The sequence below is a fragment of the Paraburkholderia sp. Ac-20336 genome, from assembly GCF_017105025.1.
GTDB lineage: Bacteria > Pseudomonadota > Gammaproteobacteria > Burkholderiales > Burkholderiaceae > Paraburkholderia.
This window is the reverse complement of sequence record NZ_JAAGPS010000058.1, coordinates 11,539-31,315: the sequence shown is the minus strand read 5'-3', so window position 1 is coordinate 31,315 and position 19,777 is coordinate 11,539. Positions and strand designations below refer to the sequence as shown.

General features: G+C 64.6%; 21 protein-coding genes. 14 read left to right on the top strand and 7 right to left on the bottom strand.

Features of this window, described 5'->3' with window-relative positions:
- Position 1: 1 nt before the first annotated feature.
- On the bottom strand, positions 2-472 hold the full coding sequence (locus GXB81_RS17590) for a methylated-DNA--[protein]-cysteine S-methyltransferase (protein ID WP_167041005.1): 471 nt from the start codon (positions 470-472) through the stop codon (positions 2-4).
- An 828-nt stretch (positions 473-1,300) separates the two neighbouring features.
- Here GXB81_RS17590 and GXB81_RS17585 point away from each other — a divergent pair.
- Both GXB81_RS17585 and GXB81_RS17580 read left to right on the top strand, forming a co-directional pair.
- Positions 1,301-1,738: a DUF2778 domain-containing protein gene (locus GXB81_RS17585; protein ID WP_240158891.1), complete on the top strand. Its 438-nt coding sequence runs from the start codon at positions 1,301-1,303 to the stop codon at positions 1,736-1,738.
- Positions 1,735-2,016 (top strand): hypothetical protein, encoded by a 282-nt coding sequence (locus tag GXB81_RS17580; RefSeq protein ID WP_205989893.1) that lies wholly within the window; start codon positions 1,735-1,737, stop codon positions 2,014-2,016. Before GXB81_RS17585 ends, GXB81_RS17580 begins: the two co-directional genes overlap by 4 nt.
- Positions 2,017-2,071: 55 nt before the next feature.
- On the opposite strand, the gene GXB81_RS17575 is transcribed toward GXB81_RS17580, so the two are convergent.
- Positions 2,072-2,305, bottom strand: coding sequence for a hypothetical protein (locus tag GXB81_RS17575; RefSeq protein ID WP_167040998.1), 234 nt, complete (start codon positions 2,303-2,305; stop codon positions 2,072-2,074).
- A 30-nt stretch (positions 2,306-2,335) separates the two neighbouring features.
- On the opposite strand from GXB81_RS17575, the gene GXB81_RS17570 reads away from it, so the two are divergent.
- Positions 2,336-2,710, top strand: coding sequence for a tyrosine-type recombinase/integrase (locus GXB81_RS17570; protein WP_167040995.1), 375 nt, complete (start codon positions 2,336-2,338; stop codon positions 2,708-2,710).
- 116 nt (positions 2,711-2,826) lie between these two features.
- Here GXB81_RS17570 and queG read toward each other — a convergent pair whose 3' ends face one another.
- Positions 2,827-4,125 carry a tRNA epoxyqueuosine(34) reductase QueG gene (gene queG, locus GXB81_RS17565; protein ID WP_205989892.1) on the bottom strand — a complete coding sequence of 433 codons (1,299 nt, stop codon included), beginning with the start codon at positions 4,123-4,125 and terminating at the stop codon, positions 2,827-2,829.
- Between the two features lie 17 nt (positions 4,126-4,142).
- Between queG and tsaE the strand changes: the two genes are divergently transcribed.
- On the top strand, positions 4,143-4,769 hold the full coding sequence (gene tsaE, locus GXB81_RS17560; RefSeq protein ID WP_205989891.1) for a tRNA (adenosine(37)-N6)-threonylcarbamoyltransferase complex ATPase subunit type 1 TsaE: 627 nt from the start codon (positions 4,143-4,145) through the stop codon (positions 4,767-4,769).
- Positions 4,751-6,370 (top strand): N-acetylmuramoyl-L-alanine amidase, encoded by a 1,620-nt coding sequence (locus GXB81_RS17555; RefSeq protein ID WP_205989890.1) that lies wholly within the window; start codon positions 4,751-4,753, stop codon positions 6,368-6,370. The genes tsaE and GXB81_RS17555 overlap by 19 nt, the downstream gene beginning before the upstream one ends.
- Before the next feature lie 132 nt (positions 6,371-6,502).
- Here GXB81_RS17555 and GXB81_RS17550 read toward each other — a convergent pair whose 3' ends face one another.
- The gene (locus GXB81_RS17550) at positions 6,503-7,384 is read right to left on the bottom strand and encodes an EamA family transporter (protein ID WP_167040986.1); all 882 of its coding nucleotides are present in this window, start codon (positions 7,382-7,384) and stop codon (positions 6,503-6,505) included.
- A 183-nt stretch (positions 7,385-7,567) separates the two neighbouring features.
- Between GXB81_RS17550 and GXB81_RS17545 the strand changes: the two genes are divergently transcribed.
- Both GXB81_RS17545 and trxA read left to right on the top strand, forming a co-directional pair.
- Positions 7,568-8,443 carry a pirin family protein gene (locus tag GXB81_RS17545; protein ID WP_167040984.1) on the top strand — a complete coding sequence of 292 codons (876 nt, stop codon included), beginning with the start codon at positions 7,568-7,570 and terminating at the stop codon, positions 8,441-8,443.
- A gap of 214 nt (positions 8,444-8,657) precedes the next feature.
- Positions 8,658-9,506 (top strand): thioredoxin, encoded by an 849-nt coding sequence (trxA, locus tag GXB81_RS17540; protein ID WP_167283997.1) that lies wholly within the window; start codon positions 8,658-8,660, stop codon positions 9,504-9,506.
- 110 nt (positions 9,507-9,616) lie between these two features.
- Here trxA and tcdA read toward each other — a convergent pair whose 3' ends face one another.
- Positions 9,617-10,486, bottom strand: a complete 870-nt coding sequence (gene tcdA, locus GXB81_RS17535; RefSeq protein ID WP_167283996.1) for a tRNA cyclic N6-threonylcarbamoyladenosine(37) synthase TcdA — start codon at positions 10,484-10,486, stop codon at positions 9,617-9,619.
- 328 nt (positions 10,487-10,814) lie between these two features.
- Here tcdA and pdxH point away from each other — a divergent pair, with 328 nt between their 5' ends.
- The 3 genes from pdxH (at position 10,815) to GXB81_RS17520 (ending at position 14,414) form a co-directional block, all read left to right on the top strand.
- Positions 10,815-11,456 carry a pyridoxamine 5'-phosphate oxidase gene (gene pdxH, locus GXB81_RS17530; RefSeq protein ID WP_167283995.1) on the top strand — a complete coding sequence of 214 codons (642 nt, stop codon included), beginning with the start codon at positions 10,815-10,817 and terminating at the stop codon, positions 11,454-11,456.
- A 139-nt stretch (positions 11,457-11,595) separates the two neighbouring features.
- On the top strand, positions 11,596-12,810 hold the full coding sequence (locus GXB81_RS17525; RefSeq protein ID WP_205989889.1) for a cyclopropane-fatty-acyl-phospholipid synthase family protein: 1,215 nt from the start codon (positions 11,596-11,598) through the stop codon (positions 12,808-12,810).
- 86 nt (positions 12,811-12,896) lie between these two features.
- Positions 12,897-14,414 carry a DUF72 domain-containing protein gene (locus GXB81_RS17520; protein WP_205989888.1) on the top strand — a complete coding sequence of 506 codons (1,518 nt, stop codon included), beginning with the start codon at positions 12,897-12,899 and terminating at the stop codon, positions 14,412-14,414.
- A 128-nt stretch (positions 14,415-14,542) separates the two neighbouring features.
- Here the strand turns inward: GXB81_RS17520 and msrA are convergent, their stop codons facing one another.
- Entirely contained in the window at positions 14,543-15,082 is a 540-nt protein-coding gene (msrA, locus tag GXB81_RS17515; protein WP_167040966.1) for a peptide-methionine (S)-S-oxide reductase MsrA, read from the bottom strand.
- A gap of 501 nt (positions 15,083-15,583) precedes the next feature.
- Between msrA and GXB81_RS17510 the strand changes: the two genes are divergently transcribed.
- A complete protein-coding gene (locus GXB81_RS17510; RefSeq protein ID WP_205989887.1) occupies positions 15,584-16,093 on the top strand; it encodes a flavin reductase family protein in 510 nt (169 codons plus the stop codon).
- Between the two features lie 39 nt (positions 16,094-16,132).
- Here the strand turns inward: GXB81_RS17510 and GXB81_RS17505 are convergent, their stop codons facing one another.
- Positions 16,133-16,648: an Lrp/AsnC family transcriptional regulator gene (locus GXB81_RS17505; RefSeq protein ID WP_167040960.1), complete on the bottom strand. Its 516-nt coding sequence runs from the start codon at positions 16,646-16,648 to the stop codon at positions 16,133-16,135.
- 130 nt (positions 16,649-16,778) lie between these two features.
- Between GXB81_RS17505 and kynB the strand changes: the two genes are divergently transcribed.
- From kynB to kynA, 3 genes are all read left to right on the top strand, one after another.
- Complete coding sequence (kynB, locus tag GXB81_RS17500; RefSeq protein ID WP_205989886.1) at positions 16,779-17,417, top strand: arylformamidase; 639 nt, start codon at positions 16,779-16,781, stop codon at positions 17,415-17,417.
- Between the two features lie 91 nt (positions 17,418-17,508).
- Positions 17,509-18,759: a kynureninase gene (gene kynU, locus GXB81_RS17495; protein WP_167283992.1), complete on the top strand. Its 1,251-nt coding sequence runs from the start codon at positions 17,509-17,511 to the stop codon at positions 18,757-18,759.
- A 10-nt stretch (positions 18,760-18,769) separates the two neighbouring features.
- On the top strand, positions 18,770-19,777 hold the full coding sequence (gene kynA, locus GXB81_RS17490) for a tryptophan 2,3-dioxygenase (RefSeq protein ID WP_205989885.1): 1,008 nt from the start codon (positions 18,770-18,772) through the stop codon (positions 19,775-19,777).

Sequence of the window (19,777 nt, the reverse complement as noted above, 5' to 3'; positions counted from 1 at the left end):
CTCATGCGTACGGAACACCCTCATGCGCGAGCAGCCAGCGCTTCACGTTGCGAAAGAAACCGTCGCCCGCATGATGCGCGAATCCGCCGATCCCGCTCGCACTCACGACGCGGTGACACGGAATCACGATCGGAAAGAAATTCGAGCCGCACGCCTGGCCGACCGCGCGCGGCACGCTACCCAACTGTTTGGCGAGCTGTCCATAGGTCAGCACGACGCCGGGCGGAATCTCGCTGATCGCCTGCCACACGCGCCGCTGGAACGCGCTGCCGCATGCGGCGAGCGGCAACTCGAACGGCGCGGATGCCTGCTCGAAGTAACGCTCGATCTGCGCGGCGGCCTCGCGCGCGAGCGGCGTATCGGGCGCGATATTGCGCGTCGACTGCGGCAGATAGACGATCTCGCGCACGGCCTCGCCTTCGAGACGGATGCCAACCTTGCCGAACGGCGCATCGATCACTGCGTTGAACATGATTGCCTGCTCCTCATTCGCGCGGCCTGAAGGATTGCATGACGCGCGGCACGGCGCAAGCAGCACGCCCGCGCCACGGGTTTGCATGGCGCGTCCGCCATGTAGCGGACCTGCACCCCATGCCGGAATGCACTCCCAGCAAAGCTTTGCTGGAAAAGGTGGTCGGCAAACCCCGTCTAGAATCCGCCTATTTTTTAAGCGACTGAAAACCGCGTTACGCTAGAGTATACGCCGTTGGTTCTAGACACTTTTCCGCCATTGAGAGCACTCCTGCGCCACTACAGCGGGCGTGCTGGCTGGACGCTTAAATAAGGGCTCTCGCGATTTGGCACTGGCTACGGCGGTTGGTCACTCAGCTCATAAGCCGCAGCAAACGTGTACCGATTCTGAAATTGCTAGAAACCCGCGCCGGTAGAATAACCAACGGTATTTCCGATAAACACCTGAACGGTTTCGTCCTCGTGTTCCCTGATATGGAGGGCCGTACCGTCCTCGTGCTCGATGCGGGTATACCTCTTCCACTAGCCACGTGATGCATATTGGCTAACACCAACTGACCTCCCGCAGCCTTCGTTGACAGTTGTCCACGATGTTGCAACGTATCGCAACCCCCAGTGCGGGTGATCCTGTGAGCTTGCAATCATCCACGTCGGCCTGCAATCCATCGACACCGGCTCACATTATTTGCGACCAGCCGATTGCAAGCCCCGCAGATAGATGTGGACGATCATGCGCCCTCCTACATAACATGATTATTCAGATTTTCCGCTGAATAGTCGATTCGGAGAGCCCATGCTTCAATGCACCTTTAGATTGAGCGGTAAGCCAATGAGTAAGTTCGAGATTGGCGCCCTGAAATTTGATGCTTTTTCGGGCCAAGGCAGTCATATCAATGAAGCATCCCTGTCATGCACACCGAACTATGGCGCAATTCCCGTCGGCAGATACTATATTTTTGATAGAAAGTCAGGCGGGACAGTAGGCCCTCTGATGGACTGGTTAAACCTGAATGGCAATAACAAGAGTGAGTGGTTTTCCCTTTATGCGATCGATGGGAGTATTGATGATGACCACGTTATTTGCGACGGTATCCTGCGTGGTAATTTCAGACTGCACCCCAAAGGCCGAGTAGGAAAAAGCGAAGGTTGCGTGACGATTGAGAATCTTGGTGACTGGCATCGGATCCGTGCAATTCTCACTGATACACCCAAGCTGGCTGTTCCTGGGTCGCAGCTCAAAGCGTACGGGGAGCTGACCGTGAAATGAAAAGGGTTCTGGTTTGCATAGCGATTGCTGCATGTCTGGTGGTTGCCATTTTCGCCAACGCATACTGGTGGGCCACACATCCAGACACCCCCTTGAATTTTTCAAATCCGGTCTGGAACTTCCTGCTTCTGAAATTCAAGTGCAAAACCGCATCTGACGAAGTTGATCTGGCATTCTTCATTTCATCAGCTGGCACCGTGTTTGCGTTCGTGGCTGCTATCCTGATCTACCGCCGGTACATCGCCCGATACCGACAAAGGCTTGACGACTCACTGTAGGAGCTTGCAATCGGCTGGTTGCGCCGGTGTCGGTGGATTGCAAGCTCAGTCGCAGTTAATCTGAGCCGGGAGCTGCATCAGGACAGTTCGCGACGAAGGCTTGATCGTGGGCGATGATCTGCCGTTTCGTCGCCTCCGTATCGTCAGCACTTGCCGTGATGAACTTCACCCACTCGCAACCTTTGTCGACGATTTTCGTTGGAACGATCGGCGCCGACGGTAGCTGAACAGGCTGCTGGATAGCGCACCCTGACAGAACCGCCGCGAGAAGCACCCGTACGATTTTCATGATTGCTGGTCCTTTCTGAGCGCGCCGAGCTTGTCGAGCTCGGCCGAGCTCACCGGGCGCGAGCGCGGCCGCCTCCTTGTCAGCCTTCGCGCGATTAGCCATCGCCTGTTTCCCTGCCTGCGCCGCCGCAGCGTTGGCACGCCGTACACCAGGAGCGGATTGAATTCGATGTGGCGCCGCGCGAAGGCGCAGGCCGAAGTGACGCTCGACGTGCAGTTCAAGGACATCCGGGCCATCGGCGCGACCGACGCGGCGAAACGCGGCGAGCACCGCGAAGCGATCCAGACGCGCCTCGCGCACACGAGCGCGCAGACGACGGAGATCTACATCAAGGAGGCGATTCCAGAGACGTCGAGCATCGATCTGGATCTTCCGTGGGGGAGCAAAGTTCTAGACATTGTCTAGAATAGCGTCTAGAACGTGCTCAAAACTTGAGCGGCGAGCGCAAATGAAAAACCCGCACAGCGCCCCGCCGCCGCGAATTGCGGCTGCCGAATTACAGCTACCGAATTGCAGCTACTCTACGCCGCTTCGAGCGCCCACTCCACGTGCTCGCGCACGATGTCGGAAGGATCGCCGGCACGCGCCCGCAATGCCGCGACGATCTCCGCGCGCGCCTTTTCGCCGAGACTCTGCGGCGCCGCGCGCAACGCGTTGCCCATCCCCACCGCGAGATTGCGCAGCCAGCTCTCGTAGCCGATGCGGCGAATCGCACTGCCCTGCATGCGCGTATCGAATTCGTCCGCGCTCCATGCGAACAGCTCGGCGAGCGACGCGCGATCGAGCCCGTGCCGCACGTCGAAATCGGCGACCGGTGCGGCCTGCGCGAACTTGTTCCACGGACACACGAGCTGGCAATCGTCGCAGCCATAGACACGATTGCCGATCAGCGGACGCAGGTCGAGGGGAATCCGGCCCTTCAGTTCGATCGTCAGATACGAGATGCAGCGGCGCGCATCGACCTTGTAAGGCGCGACGATCGCGCCGGTCGGGCACGCATCGAGGCAACGCGAGCAACTGCCGCAATGCGAGCCCGGCGTTTCGGGCGCGACCTCGGGCGAGGTTTCGGCATCGGTCGGCAGCGCGACGTCGACGTAGATTTCGCCGAGAAAAAACAGCGAGCCCGCGTCACGTTGCAACAGCAACGTATGCTTGCCGCGCCAGCCAATGCCCGCCTTCTGCGCCAGCTCGACTTCGAGCACCGGCGCCGAATCGGTGAACACGCGATAGCCGAACGGCCCGATCGCCGCTTCGATTCTATCGGCCAATTGTTGCAGCCGTTGACGCATCACCTTGTGATAGTCGCGGCCGCGCGCATAGACCGACACCACCGCCGCCGACGGGTCCGCGAGCCGCGCATGCTCGGCCGCGCGCCAGTTGCGCGGGCGCACGGCGTCTTGCGGCGAGCTTTCGGAAGCGTGTTCATGCGCACTCCCGCGCGCACCTTCCGACACACCTTCCAGCGCACTTTCAGAGGCCTCGCCACTGAGCGTCGAGGCGGGCAGATAAGCGATGCGCGCGGTAATCACACGTCGCGTTCCGGCCACAAGCTCGGCCGGCCTCGCGCGTTTCATGCCGTGTTTCGCCATATAATCCATCTCGCCGTGGCACCCTGCTTCCAGCCACGCTGCAAGCGGCGCTTCAGCGGCGGAAAGATCGGTGTCGCTGATGCCGATCGCCCCGAAACCAAGCTCGTGGCCCCACGTCTTGATGTCGAACGCGAGCGCATGCAGCGCCGCCGCATCGAGAGCATGCGCGGCCGGCCCGGCATCGACCGATGCGGGCTCGCATGAAACAGGGGACGTCGAACTTCGGTTCATCACGCCATTTTACGAGAATGCCTGCCAATCCCGATCACGCGCACCTGCCATCCGCTCCCGTCCTGCTCGAACGCGCCTTCGCGCTCGCGGACGAAGCCGCCACGCATGCGTTCGGCGAGCGTTTCGCGCGGGCCATCGAAGGCGTGCGCGAGGCGACGCAACAGCAGGCGCAACGGCGGGTGCAGCAGGCACCGCTGTCGGCACGGCAGCCCGAAGCGGCAAACAACGCGGCAAGCAGCCAGGCATTCCACGGTCTGCAGGTGCAGCTCATCGGCGATCTCGGCGCCGGCAAAACCACGCTCGTGCGCGCGACCTTGCGCGGCCTCGGCCACACCGGCCGCGTGCGCAGCCCCACCTACACGCTCGTCGAACCCTATGTGCTCGAACGAACTCATGGGGAACTCGCGCTCTATCACTTCGATCTGTACAGATTCAGCGATCCGGCCGAATGGGCCGATGCAGGCTTTCGCGAATATTTCGACAGCGGCGCGGTCTGCCTCGTCGAATGGCCGCAACGCGCGGGCCCGCTGCTCGGCATCCCGGATCTCGTCTTCTCGCTTGCGCTCGACGGTGACGGAGACGCACGCGTACTCGTCGCACGGGCATATAGCGAATCAGGAAAGGCATGTCTCGAAAGATGTTGATCAAACCGTTCCACTCGATCGAATCCGCCGCGGGCGCCACGCATAACTGGCGGCGCCGGCAGATTCTGCGGGCAGGCGCGTCCACGCTGGTGCTCGGCCTCGTCGCGCCGCGTCTCGCCTTCGCGAGCTCGGTGCTCGGCGTGCGCGTATGGCCCGCGCGCGACTACACGCGCGTGACGATCGAATCCGATCAGCCGCTGCAGAACACGCAGCAACTGCTGCAGGGACCGGACCGGCTCGTCGTCGATCTAAGCGGTCTCGATCTCGATCAGGCGCTCAAGGACCTCGTCTCCAAGATCACACCGAACGATCCGCAAATTTCGTCGGTGCGGGTCGGGCAATATCAGCCGCACGTCGTGCGTATGGTGTTCGATCTGAAGGGTTCGGTGAAGCCGCAGGTGTTCACCCTGCAACCGGTCGGCGCGTACAAGTACCGGCTCGTGTTCGATCTGTATCCGGCCGTCGCGCCCGATCCGCTGATGGACCTGCTCGCGCAGACCGAGCGCAAGCAGCAGGCCCTCAACGAGGAAAACAGCGCACCGCCCGCAGCGCTCGCCGGGCCCGGCACCACGCCGCCCGCCGACAACAGCGAGGCGTTCTTCGAGCGCTATGCGCAGAACGGCGGCGCGGGCACAAGCGCCGGCAATGGCGCCGCTGGCGTGCCGCATCCGCCCGCGCATGGCGCGACGCCGCCGTCCGCGCCCGTCATCGCCGGCCGGCAGGCGACGCCGGCCGCGCCTTCCGCACCGCCCACCGTGATCGCCCGCAACAAGGGGGGCAACACCAACGGCAGCAGCGCCGCCCACGGCCTCGACAACGATAACGACACCCTTGGCGGCAGCGACGACACCTACGCGTTCAGCACGCCGAAATCGGGCCGCAGCAACACCGTGCGCCTGCTCACGGTCGCGATCGACCCGGGTCACGGCGGCGAGGACCCTGGCGCGATCGGCGGCGCGGGCACGTACGAGAAGCACATCGCGCTCGACATCGCGAAGAAGCTGCGCGCAAAGATCGACGCGCAGCCGAACATGCGCTCGATGATGACGCGCGACGCCGACTTCTTCGTGCCGCTCAACGTACGTGTGCAGAAGGCGCGCCGCGTCGGCGCGGACCTGTTCGTGTCGATCCACGCCGATGCGTTCACGACGCCCGAGGCGAAGGGCTCGTCGGTATTCGCGCTATCGGAGCATGGCGCGTCGAGCGCGGCCGCGCGCTGGATGGCGAACAAGGAAAACTCGTCGGACTCGATCGGCGGCATCAACGTCAAATCGGCCGATGCGACCGTGAACCGCGCGCTGTTCGATATGTCGACCACCGCGCAGATTCGCGACTCGATGCGCTACGGCAATTTCGTGCTGAAGGAAATCGGCGACATCAACAAGCTGCACAAGGGCTCGGTCGAGCAGGCCGGCTTCGCGGTGCTGAAGGCGCCGGACATTCCGTCGATCCTCGTCGAGACCGCGTTCATCAGCAACCCGGACGAAGAGCGGCGCCTGAACGACGACGCCTATCGCGACAGGATGGCCAACGCGATCCTGAGCGGCATCAAGCGCTATTTCGCGGCGAATCCGCCGCTCGCCAAGAGTCGCATGACGTAACGATGCGCGCGAGGGCGTGCTATCCGGTGTCACGCACGATGCAATAAAAAACGGCCATAAGGCCGTTTTTTATTGCTCGCCCGAAAACCGCGGTGCGCCGCCTGCGCCACGCCATACCGCTCGCACCGACACTCACCGCGCCGGCATCAGGCGCTGCGCGACCCAGCCGCCGAACACGTTCACCGCGAGCCCCGCCATCACGAGCAGCGCGCCGGCCACCTGGATCGCCGAGAGTTGCTCGCCAAGCAGCAACGACGCCGAGGCCAGCCCGACGATCGGCACCAGCAGCGAAAAAGGCGCGACCTGGCTCGCGGGATAGCGCGACAGCAGGCGGCTCCACAACCCGTAGCCGATCAACGTCGCGATAAACGCGAGATAGACGATCGCGAAGATCGACAACGCGCTGATGCCGCTCAGCGCGGCGGCGATTTCGCGCGGCCCCTCGAACACGAACGAGGCCGCGAAAAACGGCAGCGGCGGAATCAGGCTGCCCCACACGACGAGCCCGACCAGATCGACCTTGCCGACCTTCTTCGTGACGATGTTGCCGAGCGCCCACATGCCCGCCGCGCACAGCGTCAGCACGAAACCGGCGAGCGACATCGCGTGCCCGCCTTGCAGGCCGATGACCGCGAGACCCGCAGCCGCGATCAGCAGGCCCGCGACGTTCGGCAGACGCAGGCGTTCGTGCAGAAACAGCGCCGCGAAGATCAGCGTGAAGAACGCCTGCGCCTGCAGCACCAGCGAGGCGAGCCCGGCCGGCATGCCGACATACATCGCCGAGAACAGGAACGCAAACTGCCCGAACGAGATCGTCGCGCCGTAGGCGAACAGCCAGCGCCACGGCATCTGCGGCCGCCTGACGAAAAACACCGCCGGCACCGCCGCAAGCGTGAAGCGCAGCGCGCCGAGCAGCATCGGCGGCACGCCATGCAGGCCCACCTTGATGACGACGAAATTGACGCCCCATGCGATCACGACGATCAGCGCAAGCAGCAAGTCCCTAGGCGACATCCGCGTCTCCAATATGATGGTTCGATCCGGCAGTTTAGCGGAGCCGCACCGCACCGCGCGGCGGGATCGCGCGCCTCGCCCGCATGCGTGACGGCGCGCCGCGCGTCGTCATGTCGGCCATGCGCGGCGCGCAGTAGAATCGTCGGTTCAACCCCTTCTTCCACTCCTGCGCCGAGACCGCTCATGACTTCCTCGATCAAAGCCATCCTCAAACCGCATTTGCGCGACATCGGCAATCTGGCCGTGCGGCGCGTGCTGCCGGCGATGGCGGCGCGCCTCGTCGGCCCGTTCATCTTCTTCGATCACATGGGTCCCGCGACCCTCGAACCCGGCAGCGGTCTCGACATACGCCCGCATCCGCATATCGGTCTCGCGACCGTCACCTATCTGTTCGACGGCGCGATCATGCATCGCGACAGCCTCGGCTCCGAGCAGAAGATCGTGCCCGGCGACGTCAACTGGATGACGGCGGGCCGCGGCATCGTCCACTCGGAGCGCACGCCGGCCGAAGACCGCGCGCGCGGCCAGACGATGCACGGCATCCAGACCTGGGTCGCGCTGCCGCTCGCGGACGAAGAGATCGAGCCGTCGTTCGCGCACCACGCGGCCGCGACGCTGCCGGTCGTCGAGCGCAACGGCGTGACGCTGCGCGTGATCGCGGGCAACGCGTTCGGCGCGGTCTCGCCGGTCGCGACGTTCTCGGGCACGCTGTACGTGGCCGCCGACTTCACGCCGGGCAGCGCGTTCGCGCTCGAACCCGAGCACGAGGAGCGCGGCGTGTATCTGGTCGAAGGCGACCTCGAAATCGACGGCACGCCGCTCGAAGTGGGCCAGATGGCGGTGCTCGCGCTCGATGAAACGGTCACGCTCGCGAGCACGCACGGCGCGCGCGTAATGCTGCTCGGCGGCGAGAAGCTCGAAGGCGAACGCTTTATCGAGTGGAATTTCGTCGCGAGTTCGCGAGAGAAGATCGAGGCCGCCAAGCTCGCGTGGACGAATCAGGAAATGGGCCAGGTGCCCGGCGAAACCGAATGGATTCCGCTGCCGGCGCATAAGTGAAACAGGGCGGGGCGCCGATACACCGATAGGCCGATGCGCCAATGCACCCATGCGCGCGGGCCACAGCGCGGCACCGGCAGGCGCCCTGCACACACCACTAGCCCGCGCAAACCTGCACAGTCTCGCGTGGCGCGTCGTCGCCATGCAGGCCCGCATTGAATTCGCCCGCATCGGCCCCACCTAGCCACAAACCGTTTTTATCGACGAGGACGCAATGGACACCACTCTCGCCACTTTCGAACAGGACGTTCTCGCAGCGTCGACCCTGGCCCCCGTGCTGGTCGATTTCTGGGCGCCGTGGTGCGGCCCCTGCAAGAGTCTCGGCCCGCTACTGGAAAAGCTCGAAGCCGAGGCAGCCGGCAAATGGAAGCTCGTGAAGGTCAACGTGGACGAGAACCACGAACTGGCCGCGCACTTCCAGGTGCGCAGCATTCCGCACGTGATCGCATTCGCCGACGGCCAGCCGGTCGATCAGTTCGTCGGCGTGCTGCCGGAAGGACAGTTGCGCGAGTTCATCGAGCGGCTCGTGCCGCAAGGCGCGCCGGCCGCGCGCATCGAAGCGCAGAGCGCACTCGCCGAAGGCCGCCGCGAAGACGCCTACGATCTGCTGCAAGCGGCGCTCGCGTACGACCCCGGTTTCGACGACGCGCGCATGGACCGCATCGAGCTGCTGCTCGAAGACAACCGCATCGACGAAGCGCGCAACGAAGTCGATCTGCTGTCGCCGAAAACGACCCAGGGCATCGACGCGCGCTTCAACGCGATCAAGACGCGGCTCGACGCGGTCGATGCCGCCGCGGACCTGCCGCCCACCGATGCGCTCGAAGCGCGCGTCGCCGGCAATCCCGACGATCTCGAAGCGCGCTTCGATCTCGCGAATGCGTTTATCGCGCACCGCAAATACGCGCAGGCGCTCGAACATCTGCTCGCGATCGTGCAGCGCGACCGCACGTTCCGCGACGACGTCGGCCGCAAGACGATGCTGTCGGTATTCGATCTGGCCGCGCATCAGCCGGAGCTGGTGTCGCAATGGCGGCGCAAGCTCAGCGCGTCGTTGTACTGATTAGCGCGCGACTGACGAGTGCCCGATGACCGGCGCGGTTGCGGTGAACGCCGCAACCGCGCCGGTCCGTACTGCATCGGCCTTCATCGCTTTCCATCAAACCGCAGCGCTCAAATAGCCGCCCGCGCCCTCGCCTGCTTCGCCAACTCGCGCAGCACATGCGCCGCCGCCGCAAACCCGAAGCTCGCGGTCACGCACACGCTCGACCCAAACCCCGCGCAATTCAGACCGACCGGCCCCGTGTGACCCGGCGACGTGCTCACGTGCCCGGCTTCCTCGTCGATATCGCAAACGGCCGCTTCCGGATAGATCAGCGGCTCGTCCGAATACACCGCGCTCACCTTGAACTTCGCCTTCGGCCCGCGCGGAAAGCCATGCTGTTTGCGCAACTGGCCGCGCACCTTCGACAGCAACGGGTCCTGGATCGTCAGCGCGAGATCGTCGATGCGAATACGCGTCGGATCGAGCTGGCCGCCCGCGCCGCCGACCGTAATCAACGCCTGCTGGCGCTCGACGCACCACGCGATCAGCGCGGTCTTCGTGCGCACGCTGTCGATCGCGTCGATCACGTAGTCGAAGCCGCCGCCGAGCGTCGCCGCGAAGTTGTCTGGCTCCACGAAGTCTTCGACGAGCCGCACGTCGCAATACGGATTGATCGCCGCGATGCGCTCGGCCATCGCCTCGACCTTCGGTTTGCCGTAGTTGCCGTCGAGCGCATGGATCTGCCGGTTCGTGTTGCTCTCGGCGACGTTGTCGAGATCGATCAGCGTCAGCGTGCCGAGCGCGCTGCGCGCCAGCGCCTCGGCAACCCACGAACCCACGCCGCCGATGCCGATCACCGCGACGTGGGCGCCCTCGAACGCGGCGAGCGCGTCGGCGCCGTACAGACGCGCGATGCCGCCGAAGCGGCGCGCGCGGTCGGCGGTTTCATTCGCATCGAGGCTGGTAGTAAGATCGGATTGCGCGGTGGTGCTGAACATGATGACGGGGCTCGAATACAAGGCATACACAGGCGGAACGGAAAGCGGCTTCGCGTTCGTGAAGCCGACGCGCGCGCAGCCCGTATTTTGCCTCAACGCCTTGCCCGAAGTTTCGCGTGACGTCCCGCTCCCCGAACGGGTCATGCGAAGGGGTTATACGAAAGGGTCATACGAAGAGGTCACGCGAGCAACGAAACACGGCCTGCCCGCGCCTCGCGCGACCGCTCGCGCAGGCAGGGCATGCGGCGTCTGACACGCTCGTCCGCTCGCGCGCAAAAAATTGGCGCCTTAGCTATACTTGCCTGACTGTAAGCGTTCGCATAAGAACATGATCTCACTCGCCGAGCTTCGAAAAAATTATTCGCTGGGCTCTCTGGACGTCGCCGACGTCGACCACGATCCGTTCCGTCAATTCGACGCGTGGTTCCAGCAGGCGATCGACGCCCAACTGCCCGAGCCGAATGCCATGACGCTGGCAACGGTCGACCCGCGCGGCCGGCCATCGGCACGCATCGTGCTGATCAAGGGTGTCGACGAGCGAGGCTTCGTGTTCTTCACCAATTACGAGAGCCGCAAGGGCCGCGAGCTGAGCGCGAACCCTTACGCGAGCCTGCTGTTTCACTGGATCGAACTCGAGCGCCAGGTGCGCATCGAGGGCCGCGTCGTCAAAACGGACGCGGCAGACAGCGACGCCTATTTCGCGTCGCGTCCGCTCGGCTCGCGCATCGGCGCGTGGGCCTCGAATCAGAGTCAGGTGATTGAAAGCCGTTCGCAGCTCGAAGTACGTGAACGCGAAATCAGCCTGCAATATGGCGACAATCCTCCGCGGCCGCCGCACTGGGGTGGGTACCGTCTGGTGCCCGAGGCGATCGAATTCTGGCAGGGGCGGCCTTCGCGTCTGCACGATCGTCTGCTCTATACGCGCGCGGACGCAAGCGGTAGCTGGCAGATCGCCCGCCTGTCGCCCTGATCCGACGAATGATGCCGGCGGCGCCGCTTGCGTGGCGACGCGCGCCGGCCGGATTGCGTTGCGCGGCCCGCGGAATGCGCCGCGCCCTATCGCGATCCACACAAGCTTTGCTTTAAATCAACGAACACGGAGAGATCACATGTTCTGGGAGAAAAAGCTGGCGCAGTGGGTTGAAGACGTCAAAACCAAAGCGAATCTGCCTGCACGCCTCGTGCTGTGGGACGGTCAGCAGCATGACTTCGGGCGGTTCGCCGCGCCCCAGGTCACGCTGCACGTCAAGAGCGCGACCGCGCTGCCCTATCTGCTCGAACCGAGCCTCGACAATCTCGGCGAGGCGTACGTGAAGGGCAAGATCGACATCGAGGGCAAGCTGTCGGACATCATCAATATCGGCTATGAACTCGCGCGCAGCACCGTCACCAATGCGAGCAAGCTCGCGCGCGCGCGGCGCTACTTCAATCACTCGAAGGCGTCGGACAGGAAAGCGATCCAGTATCACTACGACGTCTCGAACGAGTTCTACAAGCTGTGGCTCGACGAGAACATGGTCTACTCGTGCGCGTACTTCGAGACCGGCACCGAAGACCTCGCGACCGCGCAGCTGAAGAAAATAGATCACATTCTGACCAAAATCCAGTTGCAGCCCGGCCAGCGTCTGCTCGATATCGGCTGCGGCTGGGGCGCGCTCGTGCTGCGCGCGGCGCAGAAGTTCGGCGCGAAATGCGTGGGCGTGACGCTCTCGCAAAACCAGTTCGACCTCGCCACCGCACGCGTGAAAGCGGCCGGCCTCGAAAACCAGATCGAGATTCGCCTGCAGGACTATCGCGATGTCCAGGGGCAGTTCGATCGCATCACGAGCGTCGGCATGTTCGAGCACGTCGGCCACAAGAATCTGCCGGGCTACTTCGAGAAGATGCGCGACCTGCTGGCCGACGACGGCATCGCGATGAACCACGGCATCACGTCGAGCGACGCCGACAGCGGCGAGACCTCGCTGGGCGGCGGCGAGTTCATCGACCGCTACGTGTTCCCGAACGGCGAACTGCCACACATCAGCCTCGCGCTCGAATCGATGCAGCGCGGCGGCCTCGAACCGGTTGACGTCGAAAGCCTGCGCCGTCACTATGCGCACACGCTCGATCTGTGGGCGGAGAATTTCGAAGCGCATGCGGACGAAGCCCGCAAGCTCGTCGACGACGAGAAATTCCGCATCTGGCGCGTGTATCTGGCCGGCTGCGCGTATGCATTCGAAAACGACGACGTGTCGATCTTCCAGGTGGTGTGCCGTAAAGCCGGCCGCAGCGCGAAAAACCTGCCGTGGTCGCGCCGCTACATGTACGAAAAACCGCTGTGACCCGGCCATGACCGGTGGGCGCCGCGGCGGGCATGAAGCGTGAAGTGAGACGCCGCGGCGCAACCTGAACAGCAGGCCGGACATTGATGGACCAGAGCGGGACGAACGAAGTTGAAAAGCCGTTGAGCGGCAACGACGGCAAGCCGGACGATGCGGCTCGCGAAGCCGCGCAGTTCGATCTGTTCGGAATGCCGGCGGATAAACCGCAGGCTGCGGTATTGCCGGTGCAGAAAGGCGGCGTGCGTGGCGCCAGGCTGACGCGTACCGCCGCGGCTGAAGATGCCGCGCCCGCAGCCTCGCTCGACAACACCAGCATCGATGCCGATGCCGCCTCACTCGTCGCCGGCTCGTCCATAGCCATAGCGGCACCCGCCAGCCCAGCAGTGTCCGCCGCCCAACCCCGGCGCGCCCAGCGTGCGCAAGCTAGCGCCGCCTCGCTGTGGGAATACGACACGCCCGACAACCCCGCCGCCACGGCCGCCGCGGCTGGTACGGCAGACGCACCGGACACCTCAAACACCCCGCCCGCTCCCGCCGACACCCCGAAAAAACGCCGCAGCCGCGACGTCCTCGCCGCACCGCCCTCACCCGAACTGCTCGCGCTCGCGGCGCAATTGCCGCCGCAAGTCCACCTCGGCACGTCGACGTGGTCGTTTCCGGGCTGGAGCGGCATCGTCTACGGCGACGACTACAGCAACAGCAAGCTCTCGCGCGAAGGCTTGAGCGCCTACGGCGCGCATCCGCTGCTGAAGACGGTCAGCATCGACCGCTCGTTCTACCAGGCGCTCACGGTCACCGAATACCTGCGCTATGCGCAGCAGGTACCTGAGCACTTCCGCTTCATCGTCAAGGCGCCGATGACGATCACCGACGCCACCGTGCGTGCCGAGCGCGGCGAGCCGGTGTCGCTGAACCCGTGCTTCCTGAACGCACAGATGGCGATCGACGACTTCGTCACGCCCTGTCTCGCGGGACTCGGCGCCAAGGCCGGCGCGCTCGTGTTCCAGTTCTCGCCGCTGCCGGACTCGATGCTCGCGCAGCCGGCGGTATTTATCGAGCGCCTCGCGGAATTTTTCAACGCGCTGCCGGGACTGCCCGACGGCAGTTGCTACGCGGTCGAAATTCGCGACGCGAGTCTGCTCACGCCGCGCTTCATCCGCATGCTGAAGGCGGCGGGCGTGCGCTATTGCGTCGGCATTCATGCGCGCATGCCCGACCCACTGCGTCAGGCCGCCGCACTCGCGCTGCTCGACGGCGAGCCGGCCGGTCCGCTGATCGTGCGCTGGAGTCTGCATGGCGGCTTCAAATACGAGCAGGCGAAGGCGAAGTACGAGCCGTTCAACCGGCTCGTCGACGAAGACCCGGCGACGCGCGCGTCGCTCGCCGAACTGGCCGCGCGCTATGCGATGGCCGGCCAGCCGGTCGTGATTGCGGTCAATAACAAGGCGGAAGGATCGGCGCCGCTCAGTTGCGTGAAGCTGGCGGCGGAGATCGTCGAGGCCTGCGCGCGTCTCGCGCAGGCGCGTGAGGTGGATGGAGACGAAGCGCCGGCGCAACCCGCACGGGGCGCAAGCGAAGGCGAAGCCGGCGACGCACAGAGCTGAACGATTTCACGCGGGCCGCCGCCGTGGCCCGTGTGAACGAACTCCGTTCATTCGCGCTGCAGACGGAAGAACTGAAGCTCCGTGCGGCTCCGTAACGCCCACCACGGCCCCAGACTCCGCTCCCCCAATCACCCCGCCTTGATCCGATGCGCGAACTTCTGCCGGAATTTCGCGACCTTCGGCGCCACCACGAACGAGCAATAGCCCTGATTCGGATGCTGCGCGAAATAGTTCTGGTGATACGCCTCGGCGGGCCAGTAGTTGCCGTCGAGCGGCACCACCTGGGTGACGATCTTGCCGTCGTAAATGCGCTCCTCGCCGATCTCGCGAATCGCCTGCAGCGCGGTTTCGCGCTGCGCATCGGAATGGGTGAAGATCGCCGAGCGGTACTGCGTGCCGACGTCGTTGCCCTGCCGGTTCAACTGCGTCGGATCGTGGATCGCGAAGAAGATGTCGAGAATCTCGCGATAGCTGATCTTCGCGGGATCGAAGTCGACCTTGACCACTTCCGCGTGGCCGGTCTCGCCGTCGCACACCTGCTCGTAGCTCGGCTGGCGCGTGTGACCGCCCGCATAGCCCGACTCGACCGCGTTGACGCCTTCGACGCCCAGATACACCGCTTCGAGGCACCAGAAACACCCGCCACCGAGCGTTGCCGTCTCGTTCATAACGTTCACCCCAGATCAGATACGGAAAAATGGACCGGTGGCCGGCGTTTTCGCCGCCGCCGAGTCCGGTATATAGGGCCGAAAACGCCGCGTAAAAGCCAGCCGAAGCGCGACGCCGCTCGCACGCCTGATTTGCGCACCCGGTCCGCGCCGGCCGCCATGCAATCGTGCCATTTATCGAGTATAGGAACGCCGGCGCTCGTCAGGGGGACAAGTCTGCGCCACGTTCACAGCAATCCTTGACGAACGACAAGCTTTTCGACGGCTCCGACGATCGTCCCGCCAGGATGCCCGGCAACGAACCCCGGTGCGCATTTTTACGCGAGTACACGCCGGTTTGACGACCCGCCGGCATCCGCGGCACGGCGCACGCGGCGATTGCAGTTAAAATTGGCGCAAATCGACGATTTTCACCATGACTTTCGAATCATTCGCTTCCAGCCGCACCGGCCTGCGCGTCAGTCAGGCTTTCACACGGCGCGTGCCGGGGGTTCTGCCCGAATGAAGCGCGCCAGCCCACCCAACTTCGACCAGGCCGCGTTCAAGCAGGCGCTCGGCCAGTTTGCGACCGGCGTCACCGTCATCACGACGCGCGCCGCGTCGGGCCAGTTGATCGGCATCACGGCCAGTTCGTTCAATTCGGTTTCGCTCGATCCGCCGCTCGTGCTATGGAGTCTCGCGACGCGTTCGGCCTCGATGCCGGTGTTTCGCGCCAATAGCCACTACGTGGTCAACGTGCTGGCCGCGTCGCAGCTCGATCTGTGCAAGCGCTTCGCGACCGTGAAGGGCGACCGCTTCGAAGGCGTGTCGCACGCGGCGGGCGACAGCGGCATGCCGGTGCTCGACGGCGCGCTCGCCTGGTTCGAATGCCATAACCGCAGCCGCTACGAGGAAGGCGACCACGTGATTTTCGTGGGCGAAGTGGAGCGCTGCGGCGTGCACGAAAACGCCGCCGAAATCCTGCCGCTCGTGTTCCAGAGTGGTCAGTTCCACGGCCTCAAATTGCTTTGAAACGTCCCGCCGCGCGCACCGCGCGGCGCCCCTGCCCGCTCAGCGCTCGTTGTGCGCAGCGCTATGCCCGCTGTTCTTTTTCACGAGCGAAACCGGCACGCCCGAATCTTCCTTGAGCGTCTCCAGCACGATGTTCGAGCGGATGTCCATCACGCCCGGCGCCTTGTACAGACGCTGCAGCACGAAATCCGAATAGTGCTTGAGGTTGTGCGCGAGCACCCGCAGCAGGTAATGGGTCTCGCCCGTCACGACGAACGCGCCGACCACTTCGGGCCAATCGCGCACGGCCTCGGCGAAACGCTCGTGCCAGTTTTCCTGGTCGTTGCGCATCGACACCTGCACGAACGCCTCCAGTTCGAAACCGAGCACCTCGCGATTCAGGCACGCCCGGTAATGTTCGATGACGCCCTGCTCCTCGAGCAGACGCAGGCGCCGCAGACACGCCGACGGCGAGAGCGAGATGCGCTCCGCGAGGTCGAGATTGCTGATCCGTCCTTCCTGCTGAAGCACCGTCAAGATACGGCAATCGGTGGCGTCGAGCGAGATCGCGTTCATATTCGGTCTCCCTTTCCCGTTTGACTCAAATTATGTTCCAAGACAGGGCTAAGAAGGAGATTTTTTCGCAATCACATTTCGCGGCTTGACCACTATCATTTAAAGATCGTCACCCGCCACAGAAACGGTCATGCCAACACTCTGGGACATCAGCCCCGCCGTCGATACCGCCACGCCCGTCTGGCCGGGCGACACGCCGGTCGGCATCGAGCGTGTGTGGCGCATGGAAGCGGGCTCGCCCGTCAACGTCGCGCGGCTCACGCTGTCGCCGCACACCGGCGCCCACACCGACGCGCCGCTGCACTACGACGCCGAGGGCGCCGCGATCGGCAACGTGCCGCTCGACGCGTATCTCGGTTTATGCAGAGTGATGGATTGCATCGGCGCATCGCCTGTTGTGACGCCACAACACCTGGCCGGCTCGCTCGACGATCTGCCGCCGCGAGTCTTACTGCGCACTTACAGAAGCGCGCCGACCGCCGCCTGGGACAGCGCGTTCTGCGCGGTCGCGCCCGATACCGTCGATCTGCTTGCCGCACGCGGCGTCAAGCTGATCGGCATCGACACGCCGTCGCTCGATCCGCAGGAATCGAAGACGATGGACGCGCACCAGCGGATTCGCGCGCATCGCATGGCGATTCTCGAAGGCATCGTGCTCGACGCGGTCGAACCCGGCGACTACGAGCTGATCGCGCTGCCGCTCAAACTGACCACGCTCGACGCGAGCCCGGTGCGTGCGGTGCTGCGCGCGCTGCCCGGCTCGCGCTGAGGCACGCCGAACCCGCGACACGACCGGCTACACGGCCAGCTACACGACCTATCAACCGACGAACCCTCCCGCCCGGAACCAACGGACCACCATGAACCATCGTGACGAAGCCGTGGCGCTCGATAGCGCCGATCCCCTCGCCATGCTGCGCGACCAGTTTGCGCTGTCGCCGGCCACCATCTATCTCGACGGCAACTCGCTCGGCGTGCCGCCGGCCGCGGCCGCGCAACACGCGCAGACCGTGATCGGCGCGCAATGGACCGAGGGGCTGATCCGCAGCTGGAACAACGCCGGCTGGTTCGCGCTGCCGCGCCGGCTCGGCAACAAGCTCGCGCCGCTGATCGGCGCGGCGAGCGACGAGGTGGTCGTTACCGACACGATTTCGATCAACCTGTTCAAGCTGCTGTCGGCCGCGCTGCGGGTCGCCGATGCGCGCGATCCGCGGCGCCGCGTGATCGTCTCCGAGCGCTCGAATTTCCCGAGCGACCTGTACATCGCGCAGGGGCTCATCGAGCAGCTCGATCGCGGCTACGAACTGCGCCTCGTCGACGATCCGTCCGAGCTGCCCGCCGCGATCGGCGACGACACCGCGATCGCGATGATTACTCACGTGAACTACCGCACCGGCTACATGCACGACATGGCCGCGCTGACGAGACTGATTCACGACCGGGGCGCCCTCGCGCTGTGGGACCTCGCGCATTCGGCGGGTGCGGTGCCGGTCGATCTGAACGGCGTCGGCGCCGACTACGCGGTCGGCTGCACCTACAAGTACCTGAACGGCGGCCCCGGTTCGCCTGCCTTCGTGTGGGTGCCGCAGCGCCACCAGAACGCATTCGCGCAGCCGCTCTCGGGCTGGTGGGGGCATCGCGCGCCGTTCGAGATGAGCCCCACATATCGGCCGGATGACGGCGTGGGCCGCTATCTGTGCGGCACGCAGCCGATCGTCTCGATGGCGCTCGTCGAATGCGGACTCGACGTGTTCCTGCAAACCGACATGCAGGCGATCCGCAAGAAGTCGCTCGCGCTGACCGATCTGTTCATCGAACTGGTGGAGACCCGTTGCGGCGAGTTTCCGCTCGAACTCGTCACGCCGCGCGAACACGCGCGGCGCGGCTCGCATGCGAGCTTCGAACATCCGCACGGCTATGAGGTGATGCAGGCGCTGATCGCGCGCGGCGTGATCGGCGACTATCGCGAGCCGTATGTGCTGCGCTTCGGCTTCACGCCGCTGTACACGCGCTTCGTCGACGTCTGGGACGCCGTCGAGACGCTGCGCGACATACTCGTGCATGAAACCTGGCGGGCGCCGGAATTCGCCGCGCGCGGCGCCGTTACTTGAGGATCATGGAATGACCGATCACATGCACACGCCGGGCTTGCCCGAAGAGTCGCCCGCGCAAGGCTGTCCGTTCGGCCATGGGAAGACGGGCGCAACCGGCACGCCCGCCGCGAGTTCGGCGGGCTCCGCTGCGGCGGGGGCGGCTTCCACATCCACCACCGCCACCACATCCACCGCCTCTGCCACGCATTCCGCCAACCCTGGCTGGCACGACGCGCAGCTCGATTTCTCGGAATCGATGAGCTACGGCGACTATCTGTCGCTCGGCAAGGTGCTCGACGCGCAGCATCCGTTGTCGCCGGATCACAACGAGATGCTGTTCATCATCCAGCACCAGACCAGCGAACTGTGGATGAAGCTCGCGCTCTACGAACTGCGCGCGGCATTGAAGGCCGTGCATCGCGACGAGTTGCCGCCCGCCTTCAAGATGCTCGCGCGCGTGTCGCGGATCATGGAGCAGCTCGTGCAGGCCTGGAACGTTCTCGCGACGATGACGCCGTCCGAGTACACGGCCATGCGCCCTTATCTCGGCAGCTCGTCGGGCTTCCAGTCGTACCAGTACCGGCAGATCGAATTCCTGCTCGGCAACAAGAACGAGCAGATGCTGAAGCCGCACGCGCATCGCCCCGACATCCACGCCGAGGTGAAGGCCGCGCTCGAAACGCCGTCGTTCTACGACGAAGTCGTGCGGCTGCTCGCGCGCCGCGGCTTCGCGATCTCGCCCGCGCGGCTCGAACGCGACTGGACCCAGCCCACCGCACACGATGCCTCGGTCGAGGCCGCATGGTTCGAGGTCTACCGCAATCCGTCCGAGCATTGGGATCTGTACGAGATGGCCGAAGAACTCGTCGATCTCGAAGACGCGTTCCGTCAGTGGCGCTTCCGGCACGTCACGACGGTCGAGCGCATCATCGGCTTCAAGCAGGGCACGGGCGGCACGAGCGGCGCGTCGTATCTGCGCAAGATGCTCGACGTCGTGCTGTTCCCCGAACTGTGGCACGTGCGCACGATGCTCTAA